The sequence below is a fragment of the Proteus sp. CA142267 genome (assembly GCF_003336825.1).
Lineage (GTDB): Bacteria > Pseudomonadota > Gammaproteobacteria > Enterobacterales > Enterobacteriaceae > Proteus > Proteus terrae.
This window is the reverse complement of record NZ_QPMG01000004.1, coordinates 74,237-89,175: the sequence shown is the minus strand read 5'-3', so window position 1 is coordinate 89,175 and position 14,939 is coordinate 74,237. Positions and strand designations below refer to the sequence as shown.

Genomic DNA, 14,939 nt, shown 5'->3' with positions numbered 1-14,939 from the left:
TATTGTAACTAAGACCTATTTTACTTGTGAAACGGGAATATTTGGTTAATGCTGTGAAAAATTTTCAAAGGAATAAACTCTATGTGGTCAGAATACTCTTTAGAAGTTGTTGATGCAGTCGCAAGAACAGGAAGTTTTAGCTCAGCTGCTCAAGAATTGCACAGAGTGCCATCCGCCGTTAGTTACACTGTTCGGCAATTAGAGGAATGGCTTGCCGTTCCTCTGTTTGAGCGCCGTCATCGTGATGTAGAATTAACCGACGCAGGTAAAATTTTCATCAAAGAAGCACGATCTGTTATCAAAAAAATGAATGACACTCGGCATCTTTGTCAACAAGTTTCTAATGGATGGCGCGGTCAATTTAGTATAGCAGTTGATGGCATTGTTAAACCTGAAAGAACACAACAACTTATTCTCGATTTCTACCGCCATTTTCCAGATATAGAACTGTATGTCTACCCTGAAGTATTTAATGGCGTATGGGACTCCTTAGTTAATGGTCGTGTTGATTTAGCCATTGGTGCAACAAGAGCCTCACCAATCGGTGAACGTTATAGTTTTAGAGATATGGGATTTATGCCTTGGCGCTGCGTTTGCCATGTTGATCACCCTTTAGCGAAAGCACCGCATCCATTAACGGATGATGAAATGCGACCTTATCCAAGTTTATGCTTAGAGGATACCTCACGCAGCTTACCAAAACGTGACACTTGGGCACTCAATAATCAGCGTAGAATGGTTGTTCCGACATGGGATATGGGGCTTGAGTGCTTGTTAGCGGGATTATGCGTTGGAATGGTGCCTTGGCATCGTGCTGAGCCTTTAATTGAACAAGGTAAGTTGGTAACTTTACAACTGGCACAACCATTGCCAGACAGCCCATGCTGCCTGACGTGGGTCGATAAAAGTGAATCACCCGCTTTGACATGGTTGTTAGATTATCTTGGAGATAGCCAAACCTTAAATGAGGAATGGCTTCGCTAGAAATCCGATAGCTAAATAAATATGAATTAGCGACGATAGTCGATAAAAGGACCGTCAGCAACTGAACGTCGCTCAACTAATCGTGGATGAACTTCGATTGTTTGAGCGTCTTCGCGTTTATTGACGATACGATCAAGCAGCATCGATAATGCCATTTGACCTAGACGTTCTTTTGGCTGGTGGACGGTTGTTAGTGCAGGTGTAAAATAGCGTGCATTACGAATATTGTCATAGCCAACAATAGAAATATCTAAAGGAACACGCAGGCCAAGTTCATCCGCAGCACAAATTGCCCCCATCGCCATCACATCACCACCACAAAAGACAGCAGTCGGTCGATGTTTTTGGTTTAGCATTTGGTACATGGCTTTATAGCCAGATTCTGGTTCAAAGTCGCCTTGTACAATCCATTCGTCTTTGACAGTTATTTTGGCTTCTTCCATGGCTTTTAAGAAACCTTGTAAGCGACCACCACCTGTATTACGTTCTAATGGGCCTGGGATAATACCAATATCACGATGACCTCGCTCAATAAGGTAACGACCTGCAATATAACCACCATGGAAAGCGTTATCGATAATGGTATCTGTAAAGTCGCCACGCGCTTTACCCCAATCCATGACAACCATTGGAATATTACGATAGCCTTCTAAAAGAGTAAGAAGGTGATCGGGATATTCAGAACACATGACTAATAATCCATCAACACGTTTTTGTGCCAGCATCGCTAAATAGGCTTTTTGTTTATCAAGGTTATTATGTGAATTACATAAAATCAGTGTGTAGCCTTTGCTATAACAACTATTTTCAACAGCTTCAATCACTTCAGCAAAGTAAGGAGCTTCACTGGACGTGGCTAACAGGCCAATAGATTTGGTGTGATTGACTTTTAAACTACGCGCAACGGCACTAGGCGAATAATTTAACTCTTTTATAGCGGCCCAAACTGCTGCCCGTGTGTTCTCAGCAACAAAACGTGTTTTGTTGATCACATGAGAAACAGTCGTGGTTGATACGCCTGCGCGTTTTGCCACGTCTTTTATTGTTGCCATGGTGTGGAAAACTCCTGACCTTCATTGGTCTCTTTTATCTAATTTTATGGTTTAACTGCCAGTATAGTCATACATAGGGCAAACACTGGCAATAATTTAGCGATTAGCTGTGAATTTTGTATGATCTAGCTCAAAAGTGAAAGTATTAATCAATGTTATAAATTGTGCACTGGTCGCTATTTTAGCAAATTTTGATATGTGATAATAATTAACCATGACAAGGTTATGGTTAAAAAAGTGTATTATAATCATTTTGAGGGAGAAATAGATGGATACGGATCTGAAATTTGGTTTGAGTACAGCAGTAGCAGCGCTTGTTATGATTGTTTTATTTTCGACTATGTTGTTCTAATCACTGCTTTATAGAATATCCGATCAATTTAAATAATAGATTATCGAATATCTGAATATAACAAAGGGCTCAAGGCCCTTTGTTATTTTGTCACCAAAAATGAATCTCAATCACTCACCTTTGATTATTAAGCTCAATTAAGCAAGGTTAGCTTCAACAAATGACCAGTTAACCAGTGCCCAGAACTCTTCTAAATATTTAACGCGCGCATTGCGGTAGTCGATGTAGTAAGCATGTTCCCATACGTCTACTGTTAACAGTGGTTTGTCTGCCCCTGAAACTGGAGTTGCAGCATTAGAGGTGTTAACAATTGCAACTGAACCGTCAGCTTTTTTAACTAACCAAGTCCAACCTGAACCGAAGTTCTTAGCTGCAGCATCATTAAATTGCTTTTTGAACTCTTCAAAAGAGCCAAATGCTTTGTTGATAGCATCAGCAATTTTACCTGTTGGTGTACCACCTGCATTTGGTGCTAAGCAGTTCCAGTAGAAAGTGTGGTTCCATACTTGAGCAGCATTATTAAAGATACCGCCATCAGTAGATTTGATGATTTCTTCTAAAGATTTGCTTTCTAAATCAGTACCTTTAACCAGATTATTTAAATTGGTTACATAAGTCTGGTGGTGTTTGCCGTAGTGATATTCTAAAGTTTCTTTAGAGATGTGTGGCTCAAGAGCATCTAACGCATAAGGTAATTTTGGTAATTCGAAAGACATTGCGTACTCCTTTAAACTATCTATTTCGGGTTTTGTGCCTGAAATCATTCAATCAAAATCATTTGAATTGATAGAATGAGGCAAATGAATCACTAAGTTGTTACTATTTTGCTAATTATTTTAACAAAAATCTGCTGAAATAACAGCTAAATATCTTTTATCTATAGTTATAAGCCATATAGATTAATTATATTAATAAGAGTATATCCGTCTTGCCTGTACGTAAAGTAGCAAAAGTGCATTTGTAAGAAGAGATGTAAAAATGAAGGGGAGTATGAATTTTATTCTATTTATGTGATTTAATGAAATTTGTATATTTATTGTAGCAACCGTATTTTATATTGAAATTATACAAATAGAGTGTAGGAGTTAAAATGAGTTATAATATTGCACTATTTGATTTTCCCATTCCGAATGATTTTGAAAAGGCGTGTAAATACTTCGAAAAATATGAAGATGAAGATATTCAGGAATTAAGCCCGTCAATGTTGTTTTTTTATCAAGAAATTTCTCATCTATATCCGTGCCTTTGCGAATTACCTGATGATGACATAGATGATAGTGTGTGGTGTGATGGGCCTTTAATTAATAACTTTATGACTAAAATCCCAGTTATTGGTTTTGTTTACTCTAAAGTAGATGAGGCTCTTCCTGTAGTTATTAAATTAGCAAATAAAATGGGAATTTCAGTCCTTGATTGGCAGCAAGGAACGGTATTTAATGCTAAACAATAAAAATGATATTTAAGATGATATAAGGATTGATTTAAATTTTCCGACAATAGTTTAAGTTTTTTCAAGGGAGTGATAAAAGTATGCATGGAAGTATTATTTTTAAGTCTTTTTCTATAAAAAGTTTAGTTCAGTGTCTATTTCTGCTTATTTTTTGTAGCGTACTAAATGGCTGTAGCATGTTCTATGGTATTGCATGCAGTACCAGTATTTTATTTACACCGTCAGAATCACAAGAAAAAATCTATATGCCAGAAGCTGTTGTTAATCAAGATTATGATCAACAGATTGAAATTGGTGTATTTTCTGGTTTAGCTCCATATTATATTGTGGAAAGTCCTGAATGGGTTACTGTGACATTTATGGTAAAAAATAAAGATGGGGTGTGGCTTTCTCTTATTACACATGAAAATTGGCAAAAGCATGTCATGCATCAAGAAGAGCGCCCTATCATTTTTGCTCGTTTACAAGGAACAGCACCTAAAAGTGGCAATGCACGGATAAAAATAAAAGCCACAGTAGGGCGTACTATGTGTGGCACAACGGAGCCTGTTTTTGCTTTACAAGTCAAAGTGAGAAAAGAATAAAGCTATCCGTGATACTTAAATATTATTATTTTAATTAGGTGAAGATTATCTAATAAGACTCACCCATTTTATTTTATCTCTAAATACTCTAATTTACTAAAATCTAACATTATTATAAATGTTAGATTTTAGTGTTACTTGTTTGTATAGAATAATTTAACGGAATATAATTTTCAACTCACGAGCTTATCCTGTAATAAGCGTATACATCATTTTCACAACAACTAAGAATAGGAATAATGCAAATATTTGGCGAACTCTAGGAATTGGTAGGCGATAAGCAACTTTTACACCGACAGGTGCGAAGAGTATGCTGGTAATGCTTATTCCGATAAAGGCAGGTAAATAGATAAAGCCGAAGTAATAGTCGTCAATATTTGTTTGATTCCAACCATAGATAATACCCATGATTGTGCCTATAGAAGCAATGATGACGCCAATCATTGAAGAGGTTGCAATACATTTACGTGTATTAAATCCCCAGTGACTTAAAAGAGGAATGGTGATAGTACCACCAGCGATACCGATAAAACTGGATATAAAACCAATTAAAGAACCACCACTTGTTAACGCTGGTTTTGAAACAATAGGATCTTTCACATTTTCAATGCGTTCCGCTTCTTTCTTTTTAGTTAATAAACCATAGATGGTATATACCATGAAAATACAGAACACGATTTGTAATATCGTGTTTGACATTTTTTGTACCAGAAATGTCCCCACAAGCATACCAATGATAGTGCCGAGAGATAATAGAGGGAATTGCTGCCATAAAATGGCTTTATGTTTGTTATGGGAATACGCTGAAGATGCTGTGGAAAATATAATGACAGAGAATGAGGTAGATAAGGCAATTTTCATTACCATATCTGTTGGGATAGCTTGTTGACTGACTACATACATAACCACCGGAACAATGATTGCACCGCCTCCTATGCCAAGTAGTCCAGCAAAAAAGCCAGTGATACATCCCACTAAAAGAAACAGTAAAATCATGTCCATAGTTAATACTCATCAGGGTTTATAACAAACCCATTTATATACATTATATCCTTTTAAGAAGGTAGCGTTTTATCTTAATGTATAGATTATGAAATTTAATGTGTTTATTTTGATATGAAAAGTGTTATTTCTTCTCTTGTTACCTCTTTAATATTAAAGAATATATAGCTAAATATAATTCAAATAAAGAAAAATATTAAATATTTAATCTTGAATTTTATAATAAATTCTATTTTTAAACTACAGGATAAAAATAATAATATTAATTCCATAGGTAAAATAAATCGAAATATGACTATCTTGTTTTTATTTATTTATTTATTTATTTATGTAAGTCTAGGGTGGAAAGATTTTTCTTATTTAAAATAAGATAACGAAAAGTTATATTACTATTTTTATGATCTATACTGTCAGATCGAAATATTAAGCGATTTAGAAAGGGTCATACATTTATCCATAATGTTGGCAAGGGCGTTGTTTTATTTAATTAAAATAGATTTTTATCTTATTGGATTTATATTTTATCTATCTTTTTTTGACTTTATAAAGGAATTTGTATGAAGAAGACGGTGTTATTACTATCTATGATCACATTATTATCAGGGTGTAAAATAAACGAGGCTATTCGTTCAGTTAATAGTGCTGTAAACCAAATCGTTCCATCAATGGAATCTCCAGTAACTGAAGCGACTTATGCGGGAATATGTAAGGATTTTAGTGATAATGAGATTGCAGCGAAGAAAAAATGGAGAGGGAAGTGGGTTATTTTAGAAGGAAGAGTGACCACTATCGCAAGTTTAGAAGAAGTTGTCAGATACGACCTCTATAAACCAACACCACCTAAAGTTGTTGCTATTTCATTTAATAATAAAGTCAGTGCTTCATATACTTTAAAACCAAGTGAAGAAGATAATGTTCTTAAAATTAAGAAAGGACAAACTGCAAAAATAAAAGGTGAAATAAGCGATATTACTGATGCACTGGGTTGTTTGATCCTTTTAGAGAACGGAACCATACAGTAATAAGTCATTTAAATTGATCCAATCGATTCGTGCATTGACGATTTTCTTAATTGAAATACTCTCAGCCTCTTAATTGAGGCTTTTTATTTCTCCTAACATTTTAGTTAGTGATTGTGTCGGTAATAAGAGATGAAATAATAATATAAAACACACTCATAAACATCTGTAACGTATTGATTTATTTTTTATGTTTTATTGTGTATTTTCTCATCAATAGTACTGTGGTTTAGTACCAATCTGTTGTTTTATATCGATAATTAAACTTATATAGAGGTTTCTAATATAAAGTGGTATTCTTCTTTCATGTTTTCCCCTATAAAGCATATCGAATATAAAAGGCTGTAAGGACTTACAAATGACGACTATTGAAAAAATTGAACGCCAGATCAACGAAAACCCAATTATTTTATACATGAAAGGTTCACCAAAGTTACCAAGTTGTGGTTTTTCTGCTCAGGCAGTTCAAGCTATCTCTGCTTGTGGTGAGCGTTTTGCGTATGTTGATATCCTGCAAAACCCAGATATTCGTGCAGAATTACCAAAATATGCACACTGGCCAACCTTCCCACAATTATGGGTAGATGGTGAATTAGTCGGTGGATGTGACATTATTTTAGAAATGTATCAGCGCGGTGAGTTACAGAAGTTATTAAAAGAGACTGCTGATAAATATCGTGGTGAAGAAGAAGCACAGTAATTAATTTTTTATCGTTTCGGTATTGGAACGTATAAAAATAGTGAGATCTTCAATAAAAAAACCAGTTCATCATTGAACTGGTTTTTTTCTGTTATTCATAAATGTACCAGAGACACCATGACTTTAAGGTGTTGGTAATGGCCATCCACCAAGCTTTTTCCAGCGGTTAACTAATTCACAAAAAAGTAATGATGTGCGATTTGTATCGTATAACGCGCCATGCGCTAATTTGCTATCAAAGGGAATACCAGCAGTGATGCAGGCTTTGGCCAAAATTGTCTGCCCTAATACCAATCCACTTAAAGCTGCTGTATCAAAGGTGGCAAATGGGTGAAAAGGATTGCGTTTTAATCCAGCTCGCTCAGCTGCAGCCATTACAAAGCTGTGATCAAAAGTTGCATTGTGAGCCACAATAATGGCGCGATTACAATCTGCATCCTTCATTCCTTTACGTACCATTTTAAAAATGGCATGAAAGGCTTCATATTCACTGACTGCACCACGTAAAGGATTGGTTGGATCAATGCCTGTAAATTCTAAGGCTGCAGGTTCTAGATTAGCCCCTTCAAAGGGTTCAATATGAAAATGTAAGGTGTTGTCAGGTTTTAGCCAACCTTGTTCATCCATTTTTAATGTAATAGCGGCGATTTCAAGTAAACCGTCTGTTTTCGCATTAAATCCACCTGTTTCAACATCGATGACAACAGGGTAGTAACCCCGAAAACGGTTACAAAGCTTATTGGGATTATTTATATCAGGCATTAAATTGTACTTATCCGACAAAAAATAGAGTATCGGAAATTGATAATCAGTAAGGCCAGAAAGATAAGCATGTTATCTTTCTGGTTTTAATAAAAATTAGTTACCTAGAGCGTGACTTGCACTTTTGTTTTCGATGAGCTCGATTTTGTATCCATCAGGATCTTCAACAAAAGCAATAATTGTTGAGCCGCCTTTTACTGGGCCTGCATCACGGGTAACATTACCGCCAGCTTGGCGAATGGCTTCGCAGGTTGCAGCAACATCATCAACACCTAATGCTACATGCCCAAAAGCAGTTCCCATTTCGTAGCTGTTTACACCCCAGTTATAGGTTAATTCGATAACCGCACCGGTGCTTTCATCACCATAACCAACAAAAGCTAACGAGTATTTATATTCCTCATTCTCGCTAGTGCGTAGAAGTTGCATACCTAAAACCTTGGTATAAAAGTCGATAGAACGTTGCAAATCGCCCACTCGGATCATGGTATGAAGTACTCGCATATAAACCTCTTGTGTTTTTCTAATGATTAAACCCTACAGATAAACTGATGGCGGAGTACTATAACGCGTTAAAGCCCTAAAGTTCAATTTTACTACGCCTTTAACAGTTCAATAAATCATGTTGTGCAGATAATATCTCTATTAACTATACTCTATTGTAACAAACAATAGGGAGGGAAAATCAAATGCAAGAACAATTAGAATTTTTTGATATTCCTAGCCCTTGTATTGGACGTTGCGAAATGAATGCGCAAGGATATTGCTTGGGGTGCTATCGCAGCCGTCAAGAGAGGTTTAATTGGTCAAAAATAAATCAGTATGAGAAAAGAAATATATTACGACTTTGTCAGCAACGTTATTTAAGATCATTAAAAAGAATGGGTTCCTCAATTGAAAAAGAGAATGAACAACTCAATTTATTTTAAATATTCCACTTATTTTTTAATATTAAAATAATAATTAACTATTTTTTTAATTCATTGTTTTTATTTATTGTAGTTATGTGGTTTATTATTTTTTCTTTATTAATATAAAATTATAACTTTAAAGTGTCACTCTGGTTATTTATTTTTCAACTGCTTGATAATAATGATATTTTCCTTGTTTTTTAGTGTTGAATTTAAAATAATAATAATTATTATGTAAAAAAATATAGATTAGTTTTTATAACAAGGTTATTCTTTATGGACTTTCGTTGCTAGAAAGAAATGATTTAATTACATCTGGAAAATAATTACTTATCTAATAAATAGGATTATAACTATATTAGTTATTAAAGGTAATATTTTAATTAAAAAGAATAGGTAAATATTGTATTAAAAATGAATATCTAAACTTTGTAATAAGTTGACTGAAAATGCTAATTAAGGAGAGATAAGTGGAATCAACATTAGGAGCTGATTTAGCGCGTTTAGTTCGATTATGGCGTGCTTTAATTGATCATCGTCTCAAACCATTAAAATTAACCCAAACCCATTGGGTTACTTTGTATAATATCAGCCAATTACCTCCAGAGCAGTCACAAATCCAATTGGCAAAAGCAATAGGAATCGAGCAACCATCTTTAGTGAGAACCTTAGATCAACTGGAAGAAAAAAAACTGATATGTCGGCATACATGTGCAAATGATCGCAGAGCAAAACGTATAAAATTAACAAAAGAATCTGAGCCTTTTATTAATGAGGTTTACACAGTAATAGAAAAAACGAGACGAGAGATATTAGGTGGTATCCAACTAGAAGAAATCGAAAGGTTAATAGGTACAATCAAAAAATTAGAAAAAAATATAAATAGGCTAAATGACTAATAATTTCAAATTTAATATATATTCTATTTAAATGATATTAATTGCATGATGGTGACTATACTCTAAATAGTTCAGTACTCAGCTAGATAACAAGTGAATGAGTCACTAGGACATATAAAATATGTAACTGGTGTGAGTAAACGATGTCAACAACACTGAAACTTGAAATATGACGAGTATATAACGTAACTCATTATATAGTTTGAATTGTGATAACTAGATTATATATTCGCGCTCTCTTTCGGTTACTTATTATTAAGTCATAAAATAAAACAGGCAACTTTAAAGTTGCCTGTTTTTTGTTGCTAATTGCTAATTATTAGCGAGGAGAAACAGTTAAGTTATTTCCGTTACCAATAACGGCAACACGTTGACCTTGGCTGTAAACAGTATTATCTGCTTTTTGAACGATAGCGACAGTTCTACCACTATCTAAACGAACTTCAATTTGAACACCCTTAGTGGTGTTTAATGCGCCTTGTGCTTGTTGTCCTGCCATACCACCTGCAATTGCACCAGCGGCTGTTGCAAGGTTACGGCCTGTACCACCACCCACAGTGTTACCTAACATACCACCGAGAACGGCACCACCAATCGCACCTAAAATATTCTCATCGCTACCCGCTTGAATATTCACTGCACGCACAGAAACCACTGTACCATAAGTAATATTTTGAGCTTGTTTTGCTTGGCTTGCGGTGTAAGTATCACCGGACAGTGAATTTGTATTCACACAACCAGTAAGTACAGTCATTGTAAAAAGACCAATAAGTAAATGCTTAAACATAGTTACTCCTAAAGAAAACCTGAGGTGAGTTGCTCAGATTATACCAATGTTATCTAGTATCAGTTATAGCTCGTTTTTTGCGTTTGTCGACACTGATTTTAATAATATATAGCTTACTATATAGTAAAGGCCGATAGTAAAAACAGAAGAGATTTCTGAAAAAAGAGAATATAACATTATATGTTAAAAATTTGCATCATCTTGATTATAAGGAAAAGAACATGATAGCAGGGCGGTACATTGGCGTGATGTCTGGCACAAGCTTAGATGGTGTTGATGTTGTATTAGCTGCAATCAATAATAAGTTCGTTGCACAACAAGAAAATCACTTTCTGCCTTATCCACAAAATCTACGCCAACGAATTTTAGCTGTTTGCCAAGGGCAACCTACTACCTTGCATGAAATCGGCCTATTAGATGCCCAATTGGGCGAGCTTTATGCGCAAGCAATTATAGAGTTACTCGCAAAAGTAAAACTTAGTGCGAGTGATATTACGGCGATAGGGTGTCATGGACAAACCATTTGGCATGAGCCAGAAAGTGATATGCCATTTACTATGCAAATTGGTGACAACAACCGTGTTGCTGCATTAACAGGAATTACGACGGTTGGTGATTTTCGTCGCAGAGATATCGCTTACGGCGGACAAGGCGCACCTTTAGTACCTGCTTTTCATCTTGCTGTATTAGGGCATTCTGTTGAAAAACGTATTATTTTAAATATCGGTGGTATCGCCAATATTTCATTGTTATTACCTGGTATTGCAGTTAAAGGCTACGATACAGGTCCTGGAAATATGCTATTAGATAGCTGGAATTGGATCCATAACCAAACACCTTATGATGATAATGGTAAATGGGCTGCTACTGGCGCTGTAAACCCCATTTTATTGAAAGATATGCTTTCGGATCCTTATTTTTCGCGTTCAGCACCTAAAAGTACAGGGCGAGAATATTTCAATACACAATGGTTAAATTACCATTTAGCAAGAGTACCTAATGTTTTTCCTGAAGATGTACAAGCAACTCTAGTCGAATTAACCGCAATAAGTATTGTGCAACAGATCCAATTAAACGGTGGATGCGAACGTTTACTCGTTTGTGGTGGTGGGGCGCGAAATGGGCAGATTATGCATCGTTTAGCTTCACTATTACCAGGTACAGAAGTCGCGACAACGGATAAATATGGTTTAAGTGGTGATGACATGGAAGCGTTGGCATTTGCTTGGTTAGCCGCGCGCACTATTGCAAATGAATCAGGGAATTTACCTTCTGTAACAGGGGCATCAAGAGAAACCGTTTTAGGGGCGATTTACCCTACAAATCCTCGTTAAGCGTGATATGCTGAATGCAGTTTCTCAAAAGAGAGAGTGAAAAATGACAGAACTTGATTTTATTGATGTTGCAGATTTACGCCGTGAATATATGAACGGTGGACTACGACGTCATGAATTAACTGAACAGCCGTTAGTTTTGTTTGAAAAGTGGCTAAAGCAGGCTTGCGAAGCGCGTTTGAGTGATCCTACTGCAATGTGTGTCGCAACAGTTGATGAAAATGGGCAACCTTACCAACGTATCGTGTTATTAAAACACTTCGATGAACATGGCTTAGTTTTTTATACCAACTTGGGTAGTCGCAAGGCGAGTCATTTAGAACACAATCAACGAGTTAGTTTATTATTTCCTTGGTATCCCTTAGAAAGACAAGTTTGTTTTTTAGGAAAAGCAGAAAAACTTTCTCCTATTGAAGTGATTAAATATTTCCATAGTCGCCCTAAAGATAGCCAAATTGCTGCCTGGGCTTCTCAACAGTCTTCTCGCATTTCTGCAAGAGGTGTGTTGGAAAGTAAGTTCTTGGAATTAAAGCAAAAATTCCAAAATGGAGATGTACCATTACCGAGTTTTTGGGGTGGATATCGTGTGACATTTGATTCTGTTGAATTTTGGCAAGGACGAGAAAATCGTCTGCACGATCGCTTTATCTACCAAAAATCACCACAAGGATGGGACATTGAGCGATTAGCACCTTAATAGTGTGTTAATAAATTTGCTTCAAAAAGTCTTTTTCTACTGGTACTTAATGTAGTGGCGCTTTATGCTATACCACTTATGTTTCACTTATATTTTAAATAGACAAAAAACAATAAACCGATGGAGTCATTGATGTCTAGCAAGAACCTAATCACACAATTGCAGGAGCGTGGGCTAATCGCTCAGGTCACGGATGAGGCAGCTTTAGTAGAGCGTTTGGAGCAAGGTCCTATCGCTCTCTATTGTGGCTTCGATCCTACCGCTGATAGCCTGCATTTGGGGCATTTGGTTCCTTTGCTGTGTTTAAAACGATTCCAACTAGCCGGGCATAAGCCTGTGGCGTTGGTGGGTGGTGCAACGGGTCTAATTGGTGATCCTAGTTTTAAAGCCACCGAGCGCAAACTGAATACCCAAGATACTGTTCACGAATGGGTAGAAAAAATTCGTAAACAAGTGTCACCTTTCTTAGATTTCAACAGTGGTGAAAACAGTGCGGAATTAGCAAACAACTATGACTGGTTCGGTCAAATGGATGTGCTGACATTCCTGCGTGATATCGGTAAACACTTCTCTGTGAACCAAATGATCAACAAAGAAGCGGTTAAACAGCGTTTAAACCGTGACGATGTGGGTATCTCTTTTACTGAATTCGCCTATAACCTATTACAAGCTTATGACTTTGCGTCATTAAATACGCATTTAGGTGTTGAATTACAAATCGGTGGCTCTGATCAGTGGGGTAATATCACTTCAGGTATCGATTTAACCCGTCGTTTCAATCAGAAACAAGTATTTGGTATGACCGTACCATTAATTACTAAATCTGATGGAACTAAATTTGGTAAGACAGAAGGCGGTGCGGTTTGGTTAGATCCTAAGAAAACCAGCCCATACAAATTCTACCAGTTCTGGATCAATACAGCGGATGCTGACGTTTATCGCTTCTTGAAATTCTTCACATTTATGAGTATTGAAGAAATTAATGCACTTGAAGAAGAAGATAAAAATAGCGGTCAAGCACCTCGTGCTCAGCGTGTATTAGCAGAACTAGTTACTGGTTTAGTTCATGGTGAAGAGGGTTTAATCGCCGCTAAACGTATTACTGAAAGCTTATTCTCTGGTGCAATTGCAGACTTAACACAAGCTGACCTTGAGCAATTAGCACAAGACGGTATGCCAACTATTGAGTTAGAAAAAGGCAGTGATTTGCAACAAGCGCTGGTTAACGCAGAATTAGTTCCTTCTCGTGGTCAGGCTCGTACAATGATTGGCTCTAACGCAGTTTCAATTAATGGCGAAAAACAGGACAATCCTGAATACGTCTTTGAAGAAAAAGATTTCTTATTTGGTCATTACTCCATTTTACGTCGCGGTAAAAAACATTACTGCCTCGTTATCTGGAAATAATTGACAGTAAAGGGCAGCCGGTGAGTTGCCCTTTTTCTTAATAACAATAAATAAACGTATATACCTCGCCTATGATGATAAAGCTTGGGTGTTGTGTGTATTCACAATAATCGGTTTATGTCATGAAAAATATACTCTCTATTCAGTCACATGTTGTTTTCGGTCACGCAGGTAACAGCGCTTCTGAGTTTCCAATGCGTCGTATGGGGGTGAATGTTTGGCCTCTAAATACAGTGCAATTTTCAAATCACACACAATATCCAGAAAAATGGACTGGGTGCGTTATGTCAGCAGAACACATTACTGAGATTGTTGATGGTATTGCCGCAATCGGTAAACTCTCACAATGTGATGCTGTGTTAAGTGGTTATTTGGGATCGGCTGAACAAGGTTTGCGTATTGTTGATATTGTGAAAAAAGTGAAACAAGCGAATCCTAACGCATGGTATTTTTGTGATCCTGTAATGGGACATCCTGAAAAAGGGTGTATTGTACCTCCTGCTGTTTCAGGTGTGCTGTGTGAAGAAGCATTACCTATTAGTGATATTATTGCACCTAACTTATTAGAGCTTGAAACATTAAGTGGTGGAAAAGCCCTTCATAATGTTGATGAGTGCGTAAATGCTGCTCGTGAATTGTGTAAACAAGGCCCTAAAGTTGTATTAGTAAAACACTTATCACGTGCTGGATATCGTCATGATCGCTTTGAAATGCTGTTAGTAACCGCGGAACATAGCTGGCATGTTAGCCGTCCATTAGTCGATTTTGGTGAGCGTCAACCTGTGGGGGTTGGTGATTTAACCAGTGGTTTAATGCTGGTGGATTTACTCAAAGGTGTTGAATTACAAACCGCATTGGAACACGTTGCTGCGGCAGTTTATGAAGTGATGCTAAAAACAAAAGAGATGAATGAGTACGAACTGCAACTTGTTGCCGCTCAAGATCAAATGGTGCATCCAACGCATAGATTCTGTGCGACACAAATAGATTAATAGTTCT

The 14,939-nt window shown here is 36.5% G+C and carries 17 protein-coding genes; 11 read left to right on the top strand and 6 right to left on the bottom strand.

Annotated elements, in window-relative coordinates; genetic code table 11:
- Nucleotides 1-81 precede the first annotated feature (81 nt).
- Nucleotides 82-984: a DNA-binding transcriptional activator PunR gene (gene punR, locus C0T34_RS09090; protein WP_098943082.1), complete on the top strand. Its 903-nt coding sequence runs from the start codon at nucleotides 82-84 to the stop codon at nucleotides 982-984.
- A gap of 26 nt (nucleotides 985-1,010) precedes the next feature.
- Here punR and purR read toward each other — a convergent pair whose 3' ends face one another.
- Together purR and sodB are read right to left on the bottom strand one after the other, a co-directional pair.
- Entirely contained in the window at nucleotides 1,011-2,036 is a 1,026-nt protein-coding gene (gene purR / locus C0T34_RS09085; RefSeq protein WP_075673235.1) for an HTH-type transcriptional repressor PurR, read from the bottom strand.
- 489 nt (nucleotides 2,037-2,525) lie between these two features.
- Nucleotides 2,526-3,104 carry a superoxide dismutase [Fe] gene (gene sodB / locus C0T34_RS09075; RefSeq protein WP_098943081.1) on the bottom strand — a complete coding sequence of 193 codons (579 nt, stop codon included), beginning with the start codon at nucleotides 3,102-3,104 and terminating at the stop codon, nucleotides 2,526-2,528.
- Between the two features lie 374 nt (nucleotides 3,105-3,478).
- Here sodB and C0T34_RS09070 point away from each other — a divergent pair, with 374 nt between their 5' ends.
- Both C0T34_RS09070 and C0T34_RS09065 read left to right on the top strand, forming a co-directional pair.
- Nucleotides 3,479-3,838 carry a hypothetical protein gene (locus C0T34_RS09070; protein WP_109850041.1) on the top strand — a complete coding sequence of 120 codons (360 nt, stop codon included), beginning with the start codon at nucleotides 3,479-3,481 and terminating at the stop codon, nucleotides 3,836-3,838.
- Between the two features lie 80 nt (nucleotides 3,839-3,918).
- On the top strand, nucleotides 3,919-4,422 hold the full coding sequence (locus C0T34_RS09065; RefSeq protein ID WP_162556821.1) for a hypothetical protein: 504 nt from the start codon (nucleotides 3,919-3,921) through the stop codon (nucleotides 4,420-4,422).
- 186 nt (nucleotides 4,423-4,608) lie between these two features.
- On the opposite strand, the gene C0T34_RS09060 is transcribed toward C0T34_RS09065, so the two are convergent.
- Nucleotides 4,609-5,424 (bottom strand): sulfite exporter TauE/SafE family protein, encoded by an 816-nt coding sequence (locus C0T34_RS09060; RefSeq protein WP_109850039.1) that lies wholly within the window; start codon nucleotides 5,422-5,424, stop codon nucleotides 4,609-4,611.
- 557 nt (nucleotides 5,425-5,981) lie between these two features.
- Between C0T34_RS09060 and C0T34_RS09055 the strand changes: the two genes are divergently transcribed.
- On the top strand, nucleotides 5,982-6,446 hold the full coding sequence (locus C0T34_RS09055; RefSeq protein ID WP_098943073.1) for a hypothetical protein: 465 nt from the start codon (nucleotides 5,982-5,984) through the stop codon (nucleotides 6,444-6,446).
- Between the two features lie 355 nt (nucleotides 6,447-6,801).
- Nucleotides 6,802-7,143 (top strand): Grx4 family monothiol glutaredoxin, encoded by a 342-nt coding sequence (locus C0T34_RS09050; RefSeq protein ID WP_006537039.1) that lies wholly within the window; start codon nucleotides 6,802-6,804, stop codon nucleotides 7,141-7,143.
- 123 nt (nucleotides 7,144-7,266) lie between these two features.
- On the opposite strand, the gene rnt is transcribed toward C0T34_RS09050, so the two are convergent.
- Both rnt and gloA read right to left on the bottom strand, forming a co-directional pair.
- The gene (rnt, locus tag C0T34_RS09045) at nucleotides 7,267-7,905 is read right to left on the bottom strand and encodes a ribonuclease T (protein ID WP_098943071.1); all 639 of its coding nucleotides are present in this window, start codon (nucleotides 7,903-7,905) and stop codon (nucleotides 7,267-7,269) included.
- 96 nt (nucleotides 7,906-8,001) lie between these two features.
- Entirely contained in the window at nucleotides 8,002-8,409 is a 408-nt protein-coding gene (gene gloA, locus C0T34_RS09040; RefSeq protein ID WP_036937247.1) for a lactoylglutathione lyase, read from the bottom strand.
- Between the two features lie 185 nt (nucleotides 8,410-8,594).
- On the opposite strand from gloA, the gene C0T34_RS09035 reads away from it, so the two are divergent.
- Both C0T34_RS09035 and slyA read left to right on the top strand, forming a co-directional pair.
- Complete coding sequence (locus tag C0T34_RS09035; protein WP_098943070.1) at nucleotides 8,595-8,834, top strand: DUF1289 domain-containing protein; 240 nt, start codon at nucleotides 8,595-8,597, stop codon at nucleotides 8,832-8,834.
- 452 nt (nucleotides 8,835-9,286) lie between these two features.
- The gene (slyA, locus tag C0T34_RS09030; RefSeq protein ID WP_075674400.1) at nucleotides 9,287-9,715 is read left to right on the top strand and encodes a transcriptional regulator SlyA; all 429 of its coding nucleotides are present in this window, start codon (nucleotides 9,287-9,289) and stop codon (nucleotides 9,713-9,715) included.
- A gap of 319 nt (nucleotides 9,716-10,034) precedes the next feature.
- Here slyA and C0T34_RS09025 read toward each other — a convergent pair whose 3' ends face one another.
- A complete protein-coding gene (locus tag C0T34_RS09025) occupies nucleotides 10,035-10,502 on the bottom strand; it encodes a glycine zipper 2TM domain-containing protein (RefSeq protein ID WP_075672187.1) in 468 nt (155 codons plus the stop codon).
- A 221-nt stretch (nucleotides 10,503-10,723) separates the two neighbouring features.
- On the opposite strand from C0T34_RS09025, the gene anmK reads away from it, so the two are divergent.
- The 4 genes from anmK to pdxY all read left to right on the top strand — a co-directional run bounded on the left by anmK (nucleotide 10,724) and on the right by pdxY (nucleotide 14,932).
- Nucleotides 10,724-11,836: an anhydro-N-acetylmuramic acid kinase gene (anmK, locus tag C0T34_RS09020; protein ID WP_098943069.1), complete on the top strand. Its 1,113-nt coding sequence runs from the start codon at nucleotides 10,724-10,726 to the stop codon at nucleotides 11,834-11,836.
- A gap of 43 nt (nucleotides 11,837-11,879) precedes the next feature.
- The gene (gene pdxH, locus C0T34_RS09015) at nucleotides 11,880-12,533 is read left to right on the top strand and encodes a pyridoxamine 5'-phosphate oxidase (RefSeq protein ID WP_109850038.1); all 654 of its coding nucleotides are present in this window, start codon (nucleotides 11,880-11,882) and stop codon (nucleotides 12,531-12,533) included.
- A 132-nt stretch (nucleotides 12,534-12,665) separates the two neighbouring features.
- Complete coding sequence (tyrS, locus tag C0T34_RS09010; RefSeq protein WP_036913193.1) at nucleotides 12,666-13,940, top strand: tyrosine--tRNA ligase; 1,275 nt, start codon at nucleotides 12,666-12,668, stop codon at nucleotides 13,938-13,940.
- 122 nt (nucleotides 13,941-14,062) lie between these two features.
- A complete protein-coding gene (gene pdxY / locus C0T34_RS09005) occupies nucleotides 14,063-14,932 on the top strand; it encodes a pyridoxal kinase PdxY (RefSeq protein WP_088495743.1) in 870 nt (289 codons plus the stop codon).
- Nucleotides 14,933-14,939 lie beyond the last annotated feature (7 nt).

Bases quoted from the DNA above. Each gene is read 5' to 3' on its own strand.
- C0T34_RS09055 (WP_098943073.1), top strand. From the start codon at position 5,982: ATGAAGAAGACGGTGTTATTACTATCTATGATCACATTATTATCAGGG.
- C0T34_RS09025 (WP_075672187.1), bottom strand. From the start codon at position 10,502: ATGTTTAAGCATTTACTTATTGGTCTTTTTACAATGACTGTACTTACT.
- sodB (WP_098943081.1), bottom strand. From the start codon at position 3,104: ATGTCTTTCGAATTACCAAAATTACCTTATGCGTTAGATGCTCTTGAG.
- tyrS (WP_036913193.1), top strand. From the start codon at position 12,666: ATGTCTAGCAAGAACCTAATCACACAATTGCAGGAGCGTGGGCTAATC.
- C0T34_RS09060 (WP_109850039.1), bottom strand. From the start codon at position 5,424: ATGGACATGATTTTACTGTTTCTTTTAGTGGGATGTATCACTGGCTTT.
- punR (WP_098943082.1), top strand. From the start codon at position 82: ATGTGGTCAGAATACTCTTTAGAAGTTGTTGATGCAGTCGCAAGAACA.
- C0T34_RS09065 (WP_162556821.1), top strand. From the start codon at position 3,919: ATGCATGGAAGTATTATTTTTAAGTCTTTTTCTATAAAAAGTTTAGTT.
- C0T34_RS09050 (WP_006537039.1), top strand. From the start codon at position 6,802: ATGACGACTATTGAAAAAATTGAACGCCAGATCAACGAAAACCCAATT.
- anmK (WP_098943069.1), top strand. From the start codon at position 10,724: ATGATAGCAGGGCGGTACATTGGCGTGATGTCTGGCACAAGCTTAGAT.
- C0T34_RS09035 (WP_098943070.1), top strand. From the start codon at position 8,595: ATGCAAGAACAATTAGAATTTTTTGATATTCCTAGCCCTTGTATTGGA.
- rnt (WP_098943071.1), bottom strand. From the start codon at position 7,905: ATGCCTGATATAAATAATCCCAATAAGCTTTGTAACCGTTTTCGGGGT.
- gloA (WP_036937247.1), bottom strand. From the start codon at position 8,409: ATGCGAGTACTTCATACCATGATCCGAGTGGGCGATTTGCAACGTTCT.
- pdxY (WP_088495743.1), top strand. From the start codon at position 14,063: ATGAAAAATATACTCTCTATTCAGTCACATGTTGTTTTCGGTCACGCA.
- purR (WP_075673235.1), bottom strand. From the start codon at position 2,036: ATGGCAACAATAAAAGACGTGGCAAAACGCGCAGGCGTATCAACCACG.
- C0T34_RS09070 (WP_109850041.1), top strand. From the start codon at position 3,479: ATGAGTTATAATATTGCACTATTTGATTTTCCCATTCCGAATGATTTT.
- pdxH (WP_109850038.1), top strand. From the start codon at position 11,880: ATGACAGAACTTGATTTTATTGATGTTGCAGATTTACGCCGTGAATAT.